Raw genomic sequence first — 18,003 nt, 5'->3', positions numbered from 1 at the left:
TCATATAGGTCAGTTATGGACAAATCCGCAGGCCACAAAAGCGCGCAGAACTATCTTTATCCCACCACCTCCCCGTTTGATCAGCGGATGATGGAGGTGGGCGATGGTCATTCCATCTACGTTGAACAGAGCGGACGTCAAGACGGTTTACCAGTTGTGGTGCTGCATGGCGGGCCCGGCGGTGGCTGCAGCCCGGCGATGCGCCGGTTTTTTGATCCGGAAATTTACCGCATCATCCTGTTTGATCAGCGCGGCTGTGGTCGTTCGCGCCCGCATGCAAGTGTGGCCGACAATACCACATGGCATCTGGTGGCAGATATCGAAAAAATCCGCATGGCGCTGGGCGTGGAGCGCTGGATGGTGTTCGGCGGCTCCTGGGGCGCGACCCTGTCGCTGCTCTATGCCCAGGCACACCCCGACTCTGTTCTGGCGCTGGTCTTGCGCGGGGTGTTCCTGTCGACGCGCCGCGAGCTGGACTGGTTTTATGGTGGCGGTGCCGGCCGGTTCTATCCCGAGCTCTGGGCCCGGTTTACCGCGATGGTGCCGGCGGCGGAGCAGGGAAATCTGATTGCCGCCTATCACAAGCGGCTGTTTTCCGGCGAGCGCGCTGAAGAGACCCGCTATGCCCGGGTCTGGTCGTCCTGGGAAAATGCGCTGGCCTCGATCGAAAACAATGGCAGTGTGGGGGACGCTCCGGCGGAATACGCCCGCGCCTTTGCCCGGCTGGAGAATCACTATTTCGTCAATGGCGGATTTTTGCGTCAGGACGATCAGATTATCGCGGATATCGACAAGATTATGCATATCCCGGCGGTGATTGTGCAGGGGCGGTTTGACATGATTTGCCCGCCGGACGGGGCCTATGCGTTGCACAAAGCCTGGCCGGGCTCAGAGCTGCGCATGATCGGGCGCGCGGGCCATGCGCTTTCTGAGCCGGGCATTGCGGCGGAACTGGTGCGCGCAACCGACCGGATGGCGCGGAGATTTCTTTAATGTCTTTGACCTGACCAGGCGTTGGCCGCAGACTGGGGGCAGCAACCCCGGGAGGCCAGCCATGACGGAACGAGTAAAACCCACTGTTGAGGAGCGCGAAAACGGACCATTGGTCTTTAAAGGGCTGCGCAGCATGAAAGGGACCGACGGGCGGGAATTGGAAATGAAACCGGTGATGGTGCTCTGCCGCTGCGGTCATTCCAAAAATAAACCGTTTTGCGACGGGTCCCATAAAACCGCCGGCTTTGAGTCCAGGGGTGGCACCCCGGCGGGGCGGGACAGGATTCTGAGTTATGAAGGCCGGGAGGTCACGGTGCATTACAATCCGCAGACCTGTTCCCATGCCGCCGAATGTGGCCGTCTGGCCAGTCATATTTTTAACCCGGCGCAAAAACCCTGGGTGCAGCCGGACAACGGATCCCTTGCCGAGGTCGAAGCCGTGGTCGCGGCCTGCCCGTCAGGCGCGCTGTCGCTGAGTGGCAATCATAAGTTTGCCGACCGGGCGGGGGTCGAGGTTGAGCGCAACGGGCCTTATTGGGTCACCGGTTGTGCTATCGGGGGGGTGACCCGGGCCGAAGGCATGTCAGAAGAGAAATTCGTGCTCTGCCGCTGCGGAAAATCCGGCAACAAGCCGTTTTGTGACGGCAGCCACCGGGACGCGGGATGGCGGGACAGCGACTGAATCGCGCAGCAAATATGTGGCAAAGGTGCTGCGGCCTTAACTTGTGACTTGATTTTCACCGGCAAGGCTTTTAAGTGTGCCTCAACAGCGGCGCGTTGGACTTCGGTTCAAAGTTCCACCGGGAAATATCAACGGGCCGCGCGCCCGTTTTTTTGTGCCCGAAAGGCAAGTCTGAACAATGTCTGATATGATTGCAAAAGCTGCTATCGACCGTCGCCTGGCCGGAATCATCACCCCGGTGATCGAGGATCTTGGTTTTGAACTGGTGCGCGTCCGTCTGATGGGCGGCGAGCACAAGATCATGCAGGTCATGGCCGATCGTCCTGATGGTGGCATCGAAGTTGACGAATGTGCCAGGATTTCTACTGCAATTTCAGCGATTCTGGATGTCGAAGACCCGATCGCTGAAAATTACAGCCTGGAAGTGTCGAGCCCCGGCATTGACCGGCCACTGACCCGGTTGAAAGATTTCGACATGTGGGTCGGCTATATCGCGAAGCTGGAAACCAGCGAACTGATCGACGGCCGCCGCCGCTTTAAGGGCGAAATCGAAGGCACTGAGGGTGACGAGGTGCTGATCACCATCACTGAGGGCACGGTCGGGCTGAAGTTTGAATGGTTGGCGGAAGCCAAGCTGGTGCTGACAGATGAGCTGATTCGCGACGTTCTGCGCAAACGCAAGGCGACGGGCGCAGTGGACGAAACTAAATTTGACGATATTGAAACCGATGACGGTTCTCAGGAGGACTGACGACAATGGCGATTACTTCTGCAAACCAGCTTGAGCTGCTGCAAACCGCTGAGGCCGTGGCCCGCGAAAAAATGATCGATCCCGGTCTGGTGATTGAAGCGATGGAAGAATCGCTCGCCCGGGCGGCGAAATCACGCTACGGCGCGGAAATGGACATTCGCGTTGCGATTGACCGCAAAACCGGGAAAGCGACGTTTACCCGCGTGCGCACCGTTGTCGAAGACGAAGAGCTTGAGAATTATCAGGCCGAAATGACGGTTAAACAGGCAAAAGATTATCTGACTGACCCTGCGGTTGGCGATGTTTACATCGAAGTTGTACCGCCTGTGGAAATGGGCCGGATCGCGGCACAATCCGCCAAACAGGTGATTCTGCAAAAAGTCCGCGAAGCCGAGCGCGACCGTCAGTATGAAGATTTCAAAGACCGCGCCGGCACCATTATCAATGGTGTGGTCAAGCGGGAAGAATACGGCAATGTCATCGTTGATGTAGGCCGTGGCGAAGCCATTCTGCGCCGCAACGAAAAAATTGGCCGTGAAAGCTATCGCCCCAATGACCGGGTGCGGTGTTTCATCAAAGAAGTGCGCCGCGAAGCCCGTGGCCCGCAGATTTTCCTGTCCCGGACGGCGCCGGACTTCATGTCCGAGCTGTTCAAAATGGAAGTGCCTGAGATTTATGACGGCATTATTGAGATCAAAGCCGTGGCCCGGGATCCCGGTTCGCGCGCCAAGATTGCGGTGATTTCGAACGACAGTTCCATTGATCCGGTCGGCGCCTGTGTGGGCATGCGTGGCTCCCGCGTTCAGGCTGTTGTGAACGAACTTCAGGGCGAAAAAATCGACATCATTCCATGGAATGAAGATGCGCCGACGTTCCTCGTTAACGCGCTGCAGCCGGCGGAAGTCAGCAAGGTTGTTCTGGACGAAGAAGCGGAGCGCATTGTTGTTGTTGTTCCGGATGAGCAGCTGAGTCTCGCGATTGGCCGCCGGGGTCAGAACGTGCGTCTCGCCTCACAGCTGACCGGGCTCGATATCGATATTATGACCGAGACCGATGAATCGGAGCGTCGTCAGGCTGAGTTCGCGCTGAAGACCAAACTGTTCATCGATACACTGGATCTCGACGAGTTTTTCGCGCAGCTGCTGGTGTCTGAGGGCTTCACCTCGCTGGAAGAAGTGGCCTATGTCGAAGTTGGTGAGTTGCTGGTAATCGACGGTGTCGATGAATCAACCGCCAGTGAACTGCAGGCCCGTGCCCGCGATTACCTGGAAGCTGCCAATAAGAAAGCTCTTGATAAAGCTCGTGAACTGGGCGTCGAAGACAGCCTGGTCGATTTTGAAGGTCTGACACCCCAGATGCTTGAAGCGCTGGCTGAAGACGGTGTGAAAACACTTGAGGACTTCGCGACCTGCGCCGATTGGGAACTGGCCGGCGGCTGGACCACCTCAAACGGCGAACGCATCAAAGACGACGGCATTCTGGAGAAATTTGACATGTCTCTGGAAGAAGCCCAGAACCTGGTCATGACTGCACGGATTGGTCTGGGCTGGGTGGATCCTGCAGATCTTGTCACCGAAAACGACGCTGCTGAAGCTGAAGCTGATGCTGACGACGGCGTCGAAGAAGAGGAGGCCGGGGTCTGATCCGGACCCTGGGAAGAACCTGATGAGCCGAGGTGGCCAAAAAAAGAAACCTGACGATCCCGAGCGCAAATGCATCGTGACCGGAGAGGTGCAGCCAAAAAACGGATTGATCCGGTTTGTGGTTGGCCCAGAGGGTATAATTGTTCCGGACCTGGCAGAAAAACTGCCGGGACGGGGCATCTGGATTACGTCTGAGCGTACGGTGTTGGAAGAGGCCTTTAAAAAAGGTCTGTTTAAACGGGCAGCGCGACAGGATGTGAATATTCCTGACGGGTTTGCGGACCTGATTGAGGCGGGGCTGGTACGCCGTCTGATCAACCTGGTGTCGCTGGCGCGGAAATCAGGCCGGGCCATCGCCGGGTTTGAAAAAGTAAAGAGCTGGCTGGCTGAGGGCAGAGCAAAAGTATTGCTGCAGGCCACTGACGGATCAGTTCGCGGAAAAGGAAAACTTTGGACGCCCGAAGGGAGCCGATATTTCAGCGTTTTGACTGCGCAGGAAATGGGTTTGGCTTTTGGGCGTGAAAGTGTGATACATAGCGCGCTCGCGGCTGGCGGACTCACAAAGAGTGTTGTAGAGGAAGCCATGAGACTTACGGGTTTGCGCGAGATTGGCGGTGGGAATATGCCCGCCGGAAAGGGTAAGACGACCAGATGAGCGATAGTGACGGCAAAAAACCTCTTGGCCTGCGTGGCAGTGGACCGCGTCCGGGGCAAGTGAAGCAGAGCTTCTCCCATGGGCGTACCAAAAGCGTCGTGGTTGAGACCAAACGCAAACGCGTGATTGTTCCCAAAGCGGGTGCAGGAAAAGGCCGCGGTGGTGGCGTGCATGCGAGCGATCCTTCCAAACGCCCGGCGGGGATTTCCGATGTGGAAATGGACCGCCGGATGAAGGCGCTTAAGCTGGCCAAAGCCAATGAGGCTGAAGAGGCCCGCAAACGCGAGGCCGATGATCTCAAACGCCAGGAGGACCGTGCGCGGCGCCGGGCTGAGATTGACGCCAAAGAGCGGGAAGAAACTGAGCGCAAAGAACGTGCGCTGAAAAAGATTGCTGACGAAGAGCAGAAGAAGCGTGACGAAGTTGAGGCCCGTAAAAAGGTTGAAGCGGAGAAAAAAGCCGCTTCCGCTCCACGGCCGGCCGCCGCTGCGCCTGCACGGCCTGCGACACCTGCGGATGCGGAGGCTGTTGCCGCCCGTCCGGCCGGTGTTGCGCGCAAGATGGACCGCCAGCCGGAACAGCCGCGCCGTGACAATAAGTCACCCCGGAACAAGGCGACCCCGAGTGACGGTCGTCGTTCGGGCAAGCTGACACTGAACCAGGCCCTCGGTGGTGCTGGTGGGCGTCACCGCTCGCTGGCCTCGATGAAGCGCAAGCAGGAGCGTGCGCGTCAGAAAGCCATGGGCACGCAAGAGCGTGAAAAGGTTGTCCGTGATGTTCAGCTGCCTGAGGCCATTGTGGTCCAGGAACTGGCAAACCGGATGGCTGAACGCGTGGCTGATGTGGTCAAAGAGCTCATGAAAATGGGCATGATGGTCACGCAGAATCAGGCCATCGACGCCGACACTGCGGAACTGATCATCGAAGAATTCGGTCACAAAGTTGTCCGCGTTTCCGACGCTGACGTCGAGGATGTGATCCATTCGGTTAAAGATGACGACGCCGATCTGGTGGCGCGTCCGCCTGTGATCACTATCATGGGCCACGTTGACCACGGTAAAACCTCGCTGCTGGACGCAATTCGTCACACCAAAGTTGTGACGGGCGAAGCGGGCGGCATCACTCAGCATATCGGCGCCTATCAGGTGACCACCGATGGCGGCGCGTTGCTCTCCTTCCTCGACACCCCTGGTCACGCGGCGTTTACGTCGATGCGTGCCCGCGGTGCTCAGGTGACGGATATTGTTGTGCTGGTTGTTGCGGCAGACGATGCGGTGATGCCTCAGACCATTGAGGCGATTCACCACGCCAAAGCGGCTAACGTGCCGATGATTGTTGCGATCAACAAATGTGACAAACCAGACGCCGATCCGATGAAGGTGCGCACCGATCTTCTGCAGCACGAAGTGATCGTGGAGCAGATGTCCGGTGAAGTTCAGGATGTGGAAGTGTCTGCGGCAACGGGTCAGGGGCTTGATAAGCTTCTGGAAGCCATCGCGCTGCAGTCGGAGATCCTTGAACTGAAGGCCAACCCGAAACGGGCGGCCTCTGGTGCGGTGATCGAAGCGCAGCTTGACGTGGGCCGCGGCCCGGTCGCAACTGTGCTGGTGCAGAACGGTACACTGCGTCGCGGCGACATTTTTGTTGTTGGCGAACAGTGGGGTAAAGTCCGGGCGCTGATCGACGATCAGGGCAACCGGATTGATTCTGCCGGTCCATCGGTTCCGGTTGAAGTTCTGGGCCTGAACGGCACACCAGAAGCCGGTGACGTTCTGAACGTGGTGGACACTGAAGCCCAGGCGCGTGAAATCGCAGAATACCGCGAACATGCCGCCAAAGAAAAACGGGCCCTTGCCGGTGCGGCGACAACTTTGGATCAGCTGCTGGCGAAAGCCAAAGCCGATGAAAGCGTGTCCGAGCTGCCGATTCTGGTCAAAGCTGACGTGCAGGGTTCTGCTGAAGCGATTGCCCAGGCAATGGAAAAAATCGGCAACGATGAAGTGCGGGTACGACTGCTGCATTCCGGCGTTGGTGCGATCACAGAATCCGATGTGGGCCTGGCGGAAGCCTCGGGCGCACCGGTTATCGGCTTTAACGTCCGGGCCAATGCTGCTGCGCGCAGCTCGGCCAACCAGAAGGGCGTGGAGATCCGTTACTATTCGGTGATCTACGATCTGGTTGATGACGTCAAAGCGGCGGCCTCTGGTCTGCTCTCTGCTGAGGTACGTGAAAACTTCATCGGTTATGCGACGATCAAAGACGTGTTCAAAGTCACTGGCATCGGCAAAGTCGCCGGCTGTCTGGTCACCGAAGGCATTGCCCGCCGTTCCGCAGGTGTACGCTTGCTGCGCGACAACGTGGTGATCCACGAAGGCACGCTGAAAACGCTGAAACGCTTCAAAGACGAAGTGAAAGAAGTTCAGTCCGGTCAGGAATGTGGCATGGCGTTTGAAAACTACGAGGACATCCGCGCTGGCGATGTAATCGAGATTTTCGAGCGGGAAGAATTCGAGCGTTCGCTTTAAGCCGTTCGTCGCAAACACGAAATAAAAAGGGCGGAAGGATCAACCTTCCGCCCTTTTTTCGTTCTGGTCTGCTGTATGGGAGTGCTGACAGAAGCCATTCAGAGGGGATTGCACCGGCCGCGCGCAGCCGCTTGGGCAAATCCCCTGCCACCGCGCTGACTGAAGCTGAGTCAGGGCTGTGGAGCCGGTGTCAGCTGGATTACAGCCAGTCGCGCAGGATCGGGATTAACGGGATGTCAGCGGCTGGCATCGGGTAATTGCGCAAATCATTGGCGCGCACCCATTTCAGCTTCTGCCCTTCGCGCCCGTGGGGAATACCCTCCCATTTGCGGCAGGCAAACAGGGGCATCAGCAGGTGAAACTCTTCATAGCTGTGGCTGGCGAAGGTCAGCGGCGCCAGGCAGCTTTGCCAGGTGTTGATGCCCAGTTCTTCTTCCAGTTCGCGGATCAGCGCATGTTCCGGCGTTTCGCCGGGTTCCACTTTGCCACCGGGAAATTCCCAGAGGCCAGCCATGGATTTGCCTTCGGGACGCTGGGCCAGAAGCACACGTCCGTCGGGATCAATCAGCGCAACGGCGGACACAAGAAGCGTCTTCACGAGCGGTAATCCGCGTTGATCGCGATATATCCGTGCGTGAGATCACAGGTCCAGACGGTGCTGCTGCCCGCTGCGATGCCCATATCAATGTCAATCAGCAACTCAGCCGCTTTCATATAGTCCGCGCCGGCTTCTTCTGAATAGCCGGGTGCGACCCAGCCGTTTTCCGCCACCAGAATATCGCCAAACCGGATGCTCAGGGCGTCCCGGTCAGCCTCGGCTCCGGATTTACCTACGGCCATCACAACGCGGCCCCAGTTGGCGTCTTCGCCGGCCAGGGCGGTTTTCACCAGCGGGGAATTGGCAATGGCGAGTGCGACTTTGCGCGCATCCGCGTCATCGCGGGCACCAGAGACGCGGACTTCGACAAATTTGGTGGCCCCTTCGCCGTCACGCACTACCTGATGCGCCAGGTCCATCATCAGGTCACGCAGGGCGCCGTAGAAGGCGACAGCGTTGTCCTGGGTCACCGCAGCACCTTTGCCCGTCGCCGCCATCAGCAGCGTGTCTGAGGTCGAGGTGTCGCTGTCGACAGTGATGCAGTTGAATGTTTCATCCGAGGCGCGGGAGACCATGGACTGCAATTCATCCTGGCCAATGCGCGCATCGGTAAAGAGATAGACCAGCATCGTCGCCATATCCGGCGCGATCATGCCGGAGCCCTTGGCGATCCCGGCGATTTTTATGGTGCCGCCGTCGCCTTCGATCACGGCGCTGGCGCCTTTGGCGAACGTGTCAGTGGTGCGGATTGCTTCTGCGGCCTCTTTGATGCTGTTGGCGTCCAGAGCCTCTCCCAGTTCGCTCAGTTTTGCCGTGATGCGGTCGTGGGGCAGGGGTTCGCCGATCACCCCTGTGGAGGAGGAGAACACCCGGTTGATGTCGATGCTCAGAGTCTTTGCAACAGTGCCGGTCACCGCTTCAACCGAAGCCTGACCCAGACCACCGGTAAACGCGTTGGCATTGCCCGCGTTGACGATGAAAGCAGCGCCGCCATTGGCGGCACCGCCGAGTTTTTCCTGACAGTCAAGAACCGGGGCAGCCCGGGTGGCGGAGCGGGTGAACACCCCGGCCACCACGCTGCCGCTGTCCAGAGCGGCCAGCATCACGTCCTGTCGTCCCGCGTATTTAACGCCGGCTTCGGCGGTTGCAAAACGCACCCCGTCAATCACAGGCAGGGCGGGAAATCCGTCGGCAGGTGCCAGCGGGGAGACGTCAGTGATGTTGGCCATAGTCAGAGTCCTGATCGTAGTTTAGTTGTTCAGAAGGTCGAAATTGCGCAGCAGGGCCGCATCGATTTCGCTGTCTTCCATACGGTCAATATCGGCGGCGCTGGTCAAGTCAGCAATGCGTTTTTCGATATTGGTATTCTGGAGTTCAGCGGTCAGCTCATCACGCATCATATCGAGCGAGGGCGCTTCCTGCATACGGGAATCGTTCAGCATGATCACGTGCCAGCCAAATTGTGTTTTCACCGGACCGGATGTGTTGCCAACTTCCAGTTCGACAACGGCATCTTCAAATTCTTTTACCATCATGCCGGTGCCAAACCAGCCCAGCAGGCCGCCGTTGGGGCCGGAGGGACCCATGGATTTTTCTTTCGCCAGTTCGGCAAAATCTGCACCTTCCGTCAGTTCGGCGATCAGCGCTTCGGCTTCTTCTACAGATTCAACCAGAATGTGCGACGCATTGAATTCGCGACCAGGCTCCAGATCGGCAAAACGGGTCTCGTACGCCGCCTGGATCGCTTCTTCTGCTACGGGTTCGGCCGCGATCTTTTCAATCACCGAAGATGCAATCATCGCCCGGCTTTCATTTTCAATCAGCAGACGTGTCGCCAGATCGGGTTCACCTGCGTTCTGACTGAGAACGGTTTGCTGGACCAACTGGTCGAGAATGCCCTGAAACAAAACATCGTCAGGCAGGGACTGGTATTGCTCGGGCAGGCCCCGGCGTACAACGATCATGTTGCCAAGCGTAATGTCCTGGCCGTTGACAGTGGCAACCACGGTCTGGGCGTCAGGCACCTGGGAAAAGGCCGGAAGGGTCGTGGAAATGGCAATCGCCAACGCCGCGAAGCTGGTGCGTTTGAACATCTGTTGGTCCTCTCTGTGCCGGCTCTTTGGCCAGCAATGTTGACAGTAACTGTGAGGGCCCTTACATCGCTGTGTGGTCTTTGAAAGGACGCCCGCCTCCGTTGTTCTATTTGGCACAGCAGAAACGGGCAAGCTTTCCTCTCTCACGATCTTGTAATTGCGCGATATAGCGGAGAAAACATGCTGGGCATCGGAACACTTGCCAAAAAAGTCTTTGGCACCGCGAATGATCGTAAGATCAAGGCAACACGGCCTCTGATTGAAAAAATCAATGCGTTGGAGCCCGGGTCTGTGAAGCTCTCCGACGCGGAAATCAAAGCGAAGACGGCAGAGTTGTGCAAGCGCGCCAAAGCTGGTGAAGCGCTGGATGATCTGTTGCCGGAAGCTTTTGCCAACTGTCGGGAAGCAGCGCATCGTGCGCTTGGCCTGCGGGCTTTTGACACCCAGCTGATGGGTGGAATTTTTCTGCATGAGGGCAATATTGCAGAGATGAAAACCGGTGAGGGCAAAACCCTCGTGGCGACTCTCCCGGCCTATCTGAACGCGCTCAGCGGCGATGGTGTGCATATTGTCACCGTCAACGACTACCTCGCCAAACGTGACAGCGAATGGATGGGCAAAGTGTTTGAGGCGCTGGGGATGACCTGCGGCGCCGTCCTGCCTTTGCAGCCGGATGACGAAAAACGCGCCGCTTATGCCTGTGACGTAACCTATGCCACCAACAATGAGCTGGGTTTCGATTACTTGCGCGACAATATGAAATCCGAGCTGTCGCAGATGATGCAGCGGGGCCACAACTATGCGGTTGTGGATGAAGTTGATTCGATTCTGATCGATGAGGCGCGTACACCGCTGATCATTTCCGGACCTTCCGAGGACCGCAGCGACCTCTATGTCACCATTGACAAGCTGATCCCGTCGTTGTTGCCAGAGCATTATGAGGTCGACGAAAAATCCCGATCTGTGACGTTCACCGAGGCAGGCAACGAATTCCTCGAAGAGCTTCTCGCGACGGAAAGCATACTGCCCGAGGGGCAGTCGATGTATGACCCTGAAAGCACCACGATCGTGCATCACATCAACCAGGGTCTGCGTGCACACAAGCTGTTCTTCAAGGACCAGCACTATATTGTGCGCGATGGCGACGCGATGCTGATTGATGAATTTACCGGCCGCATGATGGCTGGCCGACGTTTGTCCGAAGGTCTGCACCAGGCGATTGAGGCCAAAGAAGGTCTGAACATTCAGCCCGAAAACGTGACAATGGCGTCGGTAACATTCCAGAATTACTTCCGCCTGTACGAAAAACTGGGTGGTATGACCGGCACGGCGACGACTGAAGCCGATGAATTTGCCGAAATCTATTCCCTGGGTGTGGTGGAAGTGCCCACCAACCGGCCGGTTAAGCGTCTCGACAAAGACGACCGGGTCTATCGCACCGCACGTGAAAAATTCGAAGCGGTGGTCAAGGCCATTCAGAACGCCCACAAAAAGGGTCAGCCGGTCCTTGTGGGCACCACCTCGATTGAAAAATCTGAGATGCTGTCAAAAATGTTGAGTGAAGTGGAGCTGCCGCACAACGTGCTGAACGCGCGTCATCACGAAAAAGAAGCGCAGATCGTGGCGGATGCGGGACGTTTTGGCTCGGTCACAATCGCCACCAATATGGCCGGCCGCGGCACTGATATTCAACTTGGTGGCAATGCCGAGATGATGATTCTGCAGGCGGTTGCAGCGGATCCGGATGCGGATGGCGAAGCAATACGGGCCAGAACCGAAGCCGAGCACACGGATGAAAAAGCCCGGGTTCTTGAAGCTGGCGGTTTGTATGTTCTGGCCACCGAGCGCCACGAAAGCCGGCGCATCGACAACCAGCTGCGTGGCCGGTCCGGGCGCCAGGGGGATCCGGGTAAGTCTTTGTTCTTCCTGTCGCTTGAAGACGACCTGATGCGGATTTTCGGCTCTGAGCGGCTGGATAAAATGCTGTCTTCACTTGGGATGCAAGAAGGTGAAGCCATCGTGCACCCCTGGGTGAACAAATCGCTGGCGCGCGCCCAGGCCAAAGTCGAGGGCCGCAATTTTGACATCCGCAAACAGTTGCTGAAATTTGACGACGTGATGAATGACCAGCGCAAGGTGATCTTCAGCCAGCGCCGCGAAATCATGGAAAGCACTGAGGTCGAAGAGATCGTGGCGGATATGCGTCATCAGGCGATCGATGATCTGATCGACACCTATATCCCGCAGAAATCCTACGCTGATCAGTGGGATACGGAGGGTTTGCAGACGGCGGTTGCGGAACATCTGAATATGCAACTTCCGGTCGCTGAATGGGCCTCTGAGGAAGGGGTGGATGACGAAGATCTGAGCGAACGTCTCTATGACGCCTCTGATAAAATGATGGCTGAAAAGACCGAAGCGTTTGGTGTCGAAGCCATGCGCAATATTGAGAAGAACTTTGTGCTCAATATTATCGACAGCAAATGGCGTGAGCATATTCTGACGCTGGAGCATCTGCGCTCGGTTGTGGGCTTCCGTGGTTATGCGCAGCGTGATCCGCTGAATGAGTATAAAAACGAAGCGTTCCAGCTGTTTGGCAACCTGCTGGACGGGCTGCGCTCTGAGGTCACCAAGAAGCTCTGTCAGGTGCGTCCGATGACCGAAGAAGAGCGGGCTGAGATGATGCGCCAGATGGTGGCGCAGCAGACGGCAATGCAAGCGGCAGCGGCTGGCGCCGGGGCGGTAGAATCTGCCGCTGACGCCGAATCTGCCGTGGACGGGTTTGACGAAGAAAACCCTGAGACCTGGGGCAACCCGGCGCGCAATGACGCCTGTCCTTGCGGCTCGGGCAAAAAGTTCAAACATTGTCACGGCAAGTTTTAACCGCCGCCGACAGATGACATCAAAGCCCCGTTGATCCGGTCGGATCGGCGGGGCTTTTTTGTGCCGTGTGTGGCTTTCGCGCCGGGTGGGTGACGGCAGCACCGCAAGGCGTGTAACAGCGCCGTCTGGCCTGTGCACCGCGTCTGCCTTGCCGCACGGTGCTGTAGTGCAGATCAGGTGCTCAGCGGCGGCCATTGAGCGTGTCAGACCGTTTGCCGGGCGGGCCGCGCCCGGGCGGTGTGTCTGTTGACCGGCGTTTCCGATGCGGCGGGCAGGAAGGGTCTTAAGACTGATGTCTCGTCTGACCGCATTGGTCCGGGCTGTGATCCGCCTGGAGACCCGACAGCGATTGCCTGTGTTGCAAGGCGGCGCTGGGATCCGGGGTGCGAAATCTGACGCTGTTAAAGATAGCCGGCGCTGCGAAAGCTGAGTTCGCGGGATTTGCCGATGATCAGATGGTCGTGCAGGGTGATTTCCAGCGCTGCAGCCGCGTCGCGCACCTGCTCTGTCATCGCGATGTCGCTTTGTGACGGGGTCGGGTCGCCGGAAGGATGGTTGTGCACGAGGATCAGCGCGGAGGCATTCAGCTCCAGCGCCCGTTTGACCACTTCACGCGGATAGACCGGTACATGGTTGACGGTGCCACGTGCCTGTTCCTCATCCGCAATCAGCACGTTTTTGCGGTCGAGATAAAACACCCGGAACTGTTCGGTTTCCCGGTGTGCCATTGAGGTATGGCAGTAGGTAACCAAGGCGTCCCAGTCCGACAGCACCTGGTGCTGCAGGATGCGGGATTGTGCCAGGCGATGCGCCGCTGCCTCGACAATTTTCAGCTCAGTGATAACCGATTCGCCGATGCCCTTGATTTCGGCCAGCCGCGGCGCCGGGGCCGAGAGCACCCGGTTGAAGTCGCCAAACTGCTCCAGAAGCGCCCGTGCCAGTGGTTTTACATCCCGCCTGGGGATAGCGCGGAACAGCACCAGTTCCAGCATTTCATAGTCAGGAATGGCGGCTGCACCGCCGCGCAGGAACCGGCTGCGCAAGCGCTGACGATGGTCGCGGATATAGGAGGGATACGGGGAGCCGACCGGCACAGCGGTTTCATCCTCCGCCAGTGCGGACTGGGGAATATCACTGAATAAAGACGGCTGGAGCCCTGTCATAATGATGACAAGGCTCCTCCGAAACACTGAACAATTGGTTAACGCGTGTTAACCAGAGCTTTTCATCCCGTCCCAGAAACTTTTGACCTTGTTAAAAAAGGTCGAGCTGAACGGGTTGTTGTCTTCGCCAAGTTTTTCAAATTCGCGCAGAAGCTCTTTTTGTCTGCTGGTCAGGTTGACTGGCGTTTCCACCGACAATTCGATGAACATGTCACCGGTGCCGCCACCGCGCAGCATTGGCATGCCTTTGGAGCGCAGACGCATCTGGCGGCCGGATTGCGAGCCGCCAGGGATTTTTACCCGGCTGCGGCCACCGTCAATGGTGGGCACTTCGATGTCGCCCCCCAGCGCAGCAGTGCTCATCGACACAGGCACATTGCAGAACAGATCGCCGCCTTCGCGCTGGAACAGCGCATGCTCTCTGACCTCGATAAAGATATAAAGGTCGCCTGAAGGTCCGCCGCGCATGCCGGCCTCGCCTTCGCCGGCGAGGCGGATGCGGGTGCCGGTTTCAACACCGGCGGGAATGTTCACGGACAGCGAGCGCTCTTTGTCGACACGGCCGGCGCCACCACAGGATTTACACGGGTTTTTGATGATCTGGCCGATGCCGGCACAGGTCGGGCAGGCCCGTTCAACGGTAAAGAACCCCTGTTGTGCGCGCACCTTGCCCATGCCGGAACAGGTCGGGCAGGTCTGGGGCTCCGCACCGCTTTCGGCACCGGTGCCGGTGCAGGGGGTACACGTGACCGAGGTGGGCACGCTGATTGTTTTGCGGCTGCCGGTAAAAGCCTCTTCCAGGCTGATGTGCAGGTTGTAACGCAGGTCTGAGCCACGCTGCGCCCGCGAGCGGCCACCGCCGCCACGCTGCCCGCCCATAAAGTCGCCGAACAGGTCGTCAAATACGTCTGAGAATGCAGATGAAAAATCACCCTGCCCACCGTGGCCGGGTCGGCCGGCGCTGGCACCGTTGCCACCTTCAAAAGCGGCGTGACCATACCGGTCATAGGCAGCCTTTTTTTCGACATTCTTGAGAATGTCGTAGGCCTCATTCACCTCTTTGAACTGGGATTCCGCATTTGGATTGTCGGAATTCCGGTCCGGGTGAAGTTCCTTCGCTTTGGAGCGATAGGCTTTCTTCAACTCGTCCGCTGATGCGCCCTTAGAAGCCCCCAGGACTTCGTAGTAATCACGTTTTGCCATGGCCTTACCTTCCGGGAACACGTCTGTCAGCCCGGGAATTCATCCCGGGCTGACATGTCGGACCCTGGGCGGGGATTAACCCCGCTTGTCGTCGTCCAGATCTTCAAAGTCGGCGTCCACGATGTCATCGTCCACGCCGGCAGGGCCTTCTTCTGAAGGCTCAACTTCGGTTTCCTGACCCGCGGTGGCCTGGTCTGCCTTATAGATGGCTTCGCCCAGTTTCATTGCCGCTTCGGTCACGTTTTGAATACCGGATTTGATTTTCTCGGCAATCTCGGTTTCAAGCTGATCTTTCAACGCAACAATGGCCAGCTCAATCGCTTCAATCGTGGTTGGATCCACTTTATCGGCATGCTCTTCCATTGCTTTTTCGGTCGAATGGATCAGGCTTTCGGCCTGGTTTTTGGCTTCGATCAACTCTTTGCGCTCTTTATCCGCTTCAGCATTGTCTTCCGCGTCTTTGACCATCTGTTCGATGTCCGCATCCGACAGACCGCCAGAAGCCTGGATAGTGATCTTCTGCTCTTTGCCGGTGCCTTTGTCTTTGGCGCCGACTTCCACGATGCCGTTGGCGTCGATGTCAAAGGAGACTTCGATCTGCGGCAGGCCGCGGGGTGCGGGCGGAATGCTTTCCAGGTTGAACTGGCCGAGGATCTTGTTGTCCGCCGCCATTTCACGTTCGCCCTGGAATACGCGCAGGGTCACAGCGTTCTGGTTGTCTTCTGCGGTCGAGAAGACCTGAGACTTCTTGGTCGGGATGGTGGTGTTGCGGTCGATCAGACGGGTGAAGACACCGCCGAGCGTTTCGATACCAAGCGACAGAGGTGTCACATCCAGCAGCACAACGTCTTTCACGTCGCCCTGCAGAACACCGGCCTGAATCGCGGCACCAGAGGCCACAACCTCATCCGGGTTTACGCCCTGATGTGGTTCTTTACCAAAGAACTTGGTGACTTCTTCTTTGACGCGCGGCATCCGGGTCATACCGCCGACCAGCACGACTTCGTCGATGTCGCTGGTGGAGAGACCGGCGTCTTTCAGCGCAGCCTTACACGGTTTGATGGTGTCTTTGATCAGATCAGAAACCAGGCTTTCCAGCTTGGCCCGGGTCAGCTTCATCACCATGTGCAATGGCTGACCACCGTTGGGGTCCATCGAGATGAACGGCTGGTTGATTTCGGTCTGCTGGCTGGAAGACAGTTCGATCTTGGCTTTTTCAGCCGCTTCCTTGAGCCGCTGCAGCGCCATCTTGTCTTTGGTCAGGTCAACGCCGTTCTCTTTTTTGAACTGGTCGGCCAGGTAGGACACGATGCGCATGTCAAAATCTTCACCGCCGAGGAACGTGTCGCCGTTGGTGGATTTTACTTCAAACAAGCCGTCGTCGATTTCCAGGATGGTGACATCAAAGGTACCGCCGCCAAGGTCAAACACAGCGATGGTGCGTGTTTCTTTTTTGTCGAGACCATAGGCCAGTGCAGCGGCGGTTGGTTCGTTGATGATACGCAGCACTTCAAGACCGGCGATTTTGCCGGCATCTTTGGTGGCCTGACGCTGAGCGTCGTTGAAATACGCAGGCACGGTGATCACGGCCTGTGTCACTTCTTCGCCAAGATAGCTCTCGGCGGTTTCTTTCATTTTGCCCAGGATGAAGGCAGAAATCTGGCTCGGGCTGTATTTTTCGCCACGGGCCTGGATCCAGGCGTCACCGGCGCCTGCGTCGATGACGTTATAGGGCAGGTGTTTCAGATCTTTGGCCAGTTTCGGATCGTCCAGACGACGGCCGATCAGGCGTTTGACTGCGAAAACAGTGTTTTCGGGGTTTGTGACTGCCTGACGTTTGGCAGGCTGGCCCACCAGACGTTCCCCGTCGGTGAAACCGACGATCGAAGGCGTGGTGCGTGCGCCTTCTGCATTCTCGATGACGCGCGGCTGAGCGCCGTCCATAATGGCAACGCAGGAGTTCGTTGTCCCCAGGTCGATACCGATGACTTTGGCCATGGTCAAAATCCTTCTTGGCGATGTTGTAGGTTCAGGCCCGTTGCGGCACCCGTCCCCGATCCCATAGTTCAGACCAAAATAGTTCAGTCTGTGCTTCGCTGAGCTATATAAGGTTGGGGCCTGGTCGCTGCAAGCACCTGTGAGGGCCAGAACCTGTGAAAATGAGAGTCTTTTGCGCGGAATTGGTGAAAATGAATGCAATTTGGGCCGTTAAACCGGATGTGACGCTGCGGGGGGTGCCGGTTTACAAAGGGTTACTCAAACCCGCAGCACAGAAATCCCTGGTTATGGCGCTGCGGAATGTGGTGCAGGCGGCACCGCTTTACACACCGGTAGTGGCAAGTGGCAAGGCAATGTCTGTGCGGATGACCAGCGCCGGCCGATTCGGCTGGTTTTCCGACCGGTCCGGGTATCGCTATCTGGCGGAACACCCGTCGGGCACGCCCTGGCCCGGAATTCCCCCGCAGTTGTTAAAGCTTTGGCACCAGTTGACCGGGCTGACCCGGGAACCAGACTGCTGTCTGATCAACTTTTATAGCGAGGGGGCAAAGATGGGGCTGCATCAGGACCGGGATGAAGCGGATTTTTCCTGGCCGGTGCTGTCACTGTCGCTGGGGGATGACGGTTTGTTCCGGGTTGGAAATACCAGCCGCAGTGGCAAAACCGAAAGCCTGTGGCTAAGCTCCGGTGACGTGGTTTTGCTGCAGGGGGACAAGCGTCTGGTCTGGCACGGCGTGGACCGTATCCGTTATCAAAGCTCGGGGCTGCTGCCAGCGGGTGGGCGTATCAACGTCACCCTGCGGGTGGTGGCGTGAG

Annotated in this window: 14 protein-coding genes; 8 read left to right on the top strand and 6 right to left on the bottom strand. The window is 57.8% G+C overall.

Translation table 11 applies throughout. The annotated features are described in order from the left end of the window. Window positions 1–15 precede the first annotated feature (15 nt). The 6 genes from pip to infB all read left to right on the top strand — a co-directional run bounded on the left by pip (window position 16) and on the right by infB (window position 7,249). Window positions 16–993: a prolyl aminopeptidase gene (pip, locus tag DWA01_RS16255; RefSeq protein ID WP_114286856.1), complete on the top strand. Its 978-nt coding sequence runs from the start codon at window positions 16–18 to the stop codon at window positions 991–993. Between the two features lie 61 nt (window positions 994–1,054). Continuing rightward, window positions 1,055–1,675, top strand: coding sequence for a CDGSH iron-sulfur domain-containing protein (locus DWA01_RS16250; protein WP_160116064.1), 621 nt, complete (start codon window positions 1,055–1,057; stop codon window positions 1,673–1,675). A 178-nt stretch (window positions 1,676–1,853) separates the two neighbouring features. Further along, the gene (rimP, locus tag DWA01_RS16245) at window positions 1,854–2,426 is read left to right on the top strand and encodes a ribosome maturation factor RimP (protein WP_114286854.1); all 573 of its coding nucleotides are present in this window, start codon (window positions 1,854–1,856) and stop codon (window positions 2,424–2,426) included. A gap of 5 nt (window positions 2,427–2,431) precedes the next feature. Beyond that, window positions 2,432–4,069: a transcription termination factor NusA gene (gene nusA / locus DWA01_RS16240; RefSeq protein WP_114286853.1), complete on the top strand. Its 1,638-nt coding sequence runs from the start codon at window positions 2,432–2,434 to the stop codon at window positions 4,067–4,069. Window positions 4,070–4,091: 22 nt separating this feature from the next. Continuing rightward, window positions 4,092–4,724 carry an RNA-binding protein gene (locus DWA01_RS16235; protein WP_114286852.1) on the top strand — a complete coding sequence of 211 codons (633 nt, stop codon included), beginning with the start codon at window positions 4,092–4,094 and terminating at the stop codon, window positions 4,722–4,724. Beyond that, complete coding sequence (gene infB / locus DWA01_RS16230) at window positions 4,721–7,249, top strand: translation initiation factor IF-2 (RefSeq protein WP_114286851.1); 2,529 nt, start codon at window positions 4,721–4,723, stop codon at window positions 7,247–7,249. The genes DWA01_RS16235 and infB overlap by 4 nt, the downstream gene beginning before the upstream one ends. Window positions 7,250–7,448: 199 nt before the next feature. Here infB and mutT read toward each other — a convergent pair whose 3' ends face one another. From mutT to DWA01_RS16215, 3 genes are read right to left on the bottom strand one after another with little or no spacing between them, the layout of a single operon-like run. Then, entirely contained in the window at window positions 7,449–7,847 is a 399-nt protein-coding gene (mutT, locus tag DWA01_RS16225; protein ID WP_114286850.1) for an 8-oxo-dGTP diphosphatase MutT, read from the bottom strand. After that, window positions 7,844–9,076 carry a bifunctional glutamate N-acetyltransferase/amino-acid acetyltransferase ArgJ gene (gene argJ / locus DWA01_RS16220; RefSeq protein ID WP_114286849.1) on the bottom strand — a complete coding sequence of 411 codons (1,233 nt, stop codon included), beginning with the start codon at window positions 9,074–9,076 and terminating at the stop codon, window positions 7,844–7,846. Before argJ ends, mutT begins: the two co-directional genes overlap by 4 nt. Window positions 9,077–9,097: 21 nt before the next feature. Continuing rightward, window positions 9,098–9,940, bottom strand: coding sequence for a peptidylprolyl isomerase (locus tag DWA01_RS16215; protein WP_114286848.1), 843 nt, complete (start codon window positions 9,938–9,940; stop codon window positions 9,098–9,100). 180 nt (window positions 9,941–10,120) lie between these two features. On the opposite strand from DWA01_RS16215, the gene secA reads away from it, so the two are divergent. Continuing rightward, window positions 10,121–12,823: a preprotein translocase subunit SecA gene (gene secA, locus DWA01_RS16210; RefSeq protein ID WP_114286847.1), complete on the top strand. Its 2,703-nt coding sequence runs from the start codon at window positions 10,121–10,123 to the stop codon at window positions 12,821–12,823. Between the two features lie 401 nt (window positions 12,824–13,224). On the opposite strand, the gene radC is transcribed toward secA, so the two are convergent. The 3 genes from radC to dnaK all read right to left on the bottom strand — a co-directional run bounded on the left by radC (window position 13,225) and on the right by dnaK (window position 17,187). Further along, window positions 13,225–13,986 (bottom strand): RadC family protein, encoded by a 762-nt coding sequence (gene radC, locus DWA01_RS16205; RefSeq protein ID WP_114286846.1) that lies wholly within the window; start codon window positions 13,984–13,986, stop codon window positions 13,225–13,227. Between the two features lie 48 nt (window positions 13,987–14,034). Continuing rightward, complete coding sequence (gene dnaJ, locus DWA01_RS16200) at window positions 14,035–15,189, bottom strand: molecular chaperone DnaJ (RefSeq protein ID WP_114286845.1); 1,155 nt, start codon at window positions 15,187–15,189, stop codon at window positions 14,035–14,037. A gap of 75 nt (window positions 15,190–15,264) precedes the next feature. Beyond that, complete coding sequence (dnaK, locus tag DWA01_RS16195; protein WP_114286844.1) at window positions 15,265–17,187, bottom strand: molecular chaperone DnaK; 1,923 nt, start codon at window positions 17,185–17,187, stop codon at window positions 15,265–15,267. A 191-nt stretch (window positions 17,188–17,378) separates the two neighbouring features. Between dnaK and DWA01_RS16190 the strand changes: the two genes are divergently transcribed. Next, entirely contained in the window at window positions 17,379–18,002 is a 624-nt protein-coding gene (locus DWA01_RS16190; protein WP_200832601.1) for an alpha-ketoglutarate-dependent dioxygenase AlkB family protein, read from the top strand. Window position 18,003: the final 1 nt, after the last annotated feature.

It is taken from the genome of Candidatus Halocynthiibacter alkanivorans, from assembly GCF_003333265.1.
GTDB lineage: Bacteria > Pseudomonadota > Alphaproteobacteria > Rhodobacterales > Rhodobacteraceae > Halocyntiibacter_A > Halocyntiibacter_A alkanivorans.
Note: the sequence above shows the minus strand (reverse complement) of the source record. Positions and strands in the feature narration are given on the sequence as shown.

What these genes read in the sequence shown, in the direction of transcription:
- pip (WP_114286856.1), top strand. Translation starts at nt 16, where the DNA reads ATGGACAAATCCGCAGGCCACAAAAGCGCGCAGAACTATCTTTATCCC.
- DWA01_RS16250 (WP_160116064.1), top strand. Translation starts at nt 1,055, where the DNA reads ATGACGGAACGAGTAAAACCCACTGTTGAGGAGCGCGAAAACGGACCA.
- rimP (WP_114286854.1), top strand. Translation starts at nt 1,854, where the DNA reads ATGTCTGATATGATTGCAAAAGCTGCTATCGACCGTCGCCTGGCCGGA.
- nusA (WP_114286853.1), top strand. Translation starts at nt 2,432, where the DNA reads ATGGCGATTACTTCTGCAAACCAGCTTGAGCTGCTGCAAACCGCTGAG.
- DWA01_RS16235 (WP_114286852.1), top strand. Translation starts at nt 4,092, where the DNA reads ATGAGCCGAGGTGGCCAAAAAAAGAAACCTGACGATCCCGAGCGCAAA.
- infB (WP_114286851.1), top strand. Translation starts at nt 4,721, where the DNA reads ATGAGCGATAGTGACGGCAAAAAACCTCTTGGCCTGCGTGGCAGTGGA.
- argJ (WP_114286849.1), bottom strand. Translation starts at nt 9,076, where the DNA reads ATGGCCAACATCACTGACGTCTCCCCGCTGGCACCTGCCGACGGATTT.
- DWA01_RS16215 (WP_114286848.1), bottom strand. Translation starts at nt 9,940, where the DNA reads ATGTTCAAACGCACCAGCTTCGCGGCGTTGGCGATTGCCATTTCCACG.
- secA (WP_114286847.1), top strand. Translation starts at nt 10,121, where the DNA reads ATGCTGGGCATCGGAACACTTGCCAAAAAAGTCTTTGGCACCGCGAAT.
- radC (WP_114286846.1), bottom strand. Translation starts at nt 13,986, where the DNA reads ATGACAGGGCTCCAGCCGTCTTTATTCAGTGATATTCCCCAGTCCGCA.
- dnaJ (WP_114286845.1), bottom strand. Translation starts at nt 15,189, where the DNA reads ATGGCAAAACGTGATTACTACGAAGTCCTGGGGGCTTCTAAGGGCGCA.
- dnaK (WP_114286844.1), bottom strand. Translation starts at nt 17,187, where the DNA reads ATGGCCAAAGTCATCGGTATCGACCTGGGGACAACGAACTCCTGCGTT.
- DWA01_RS16190 (WP_200832601.1), top strand. Translation starts at nt 17,379, where the DNA reads ATGAATGCAATTTGGGCCGTTAAACCGGATGTGACGCTGCGGGGGGTG.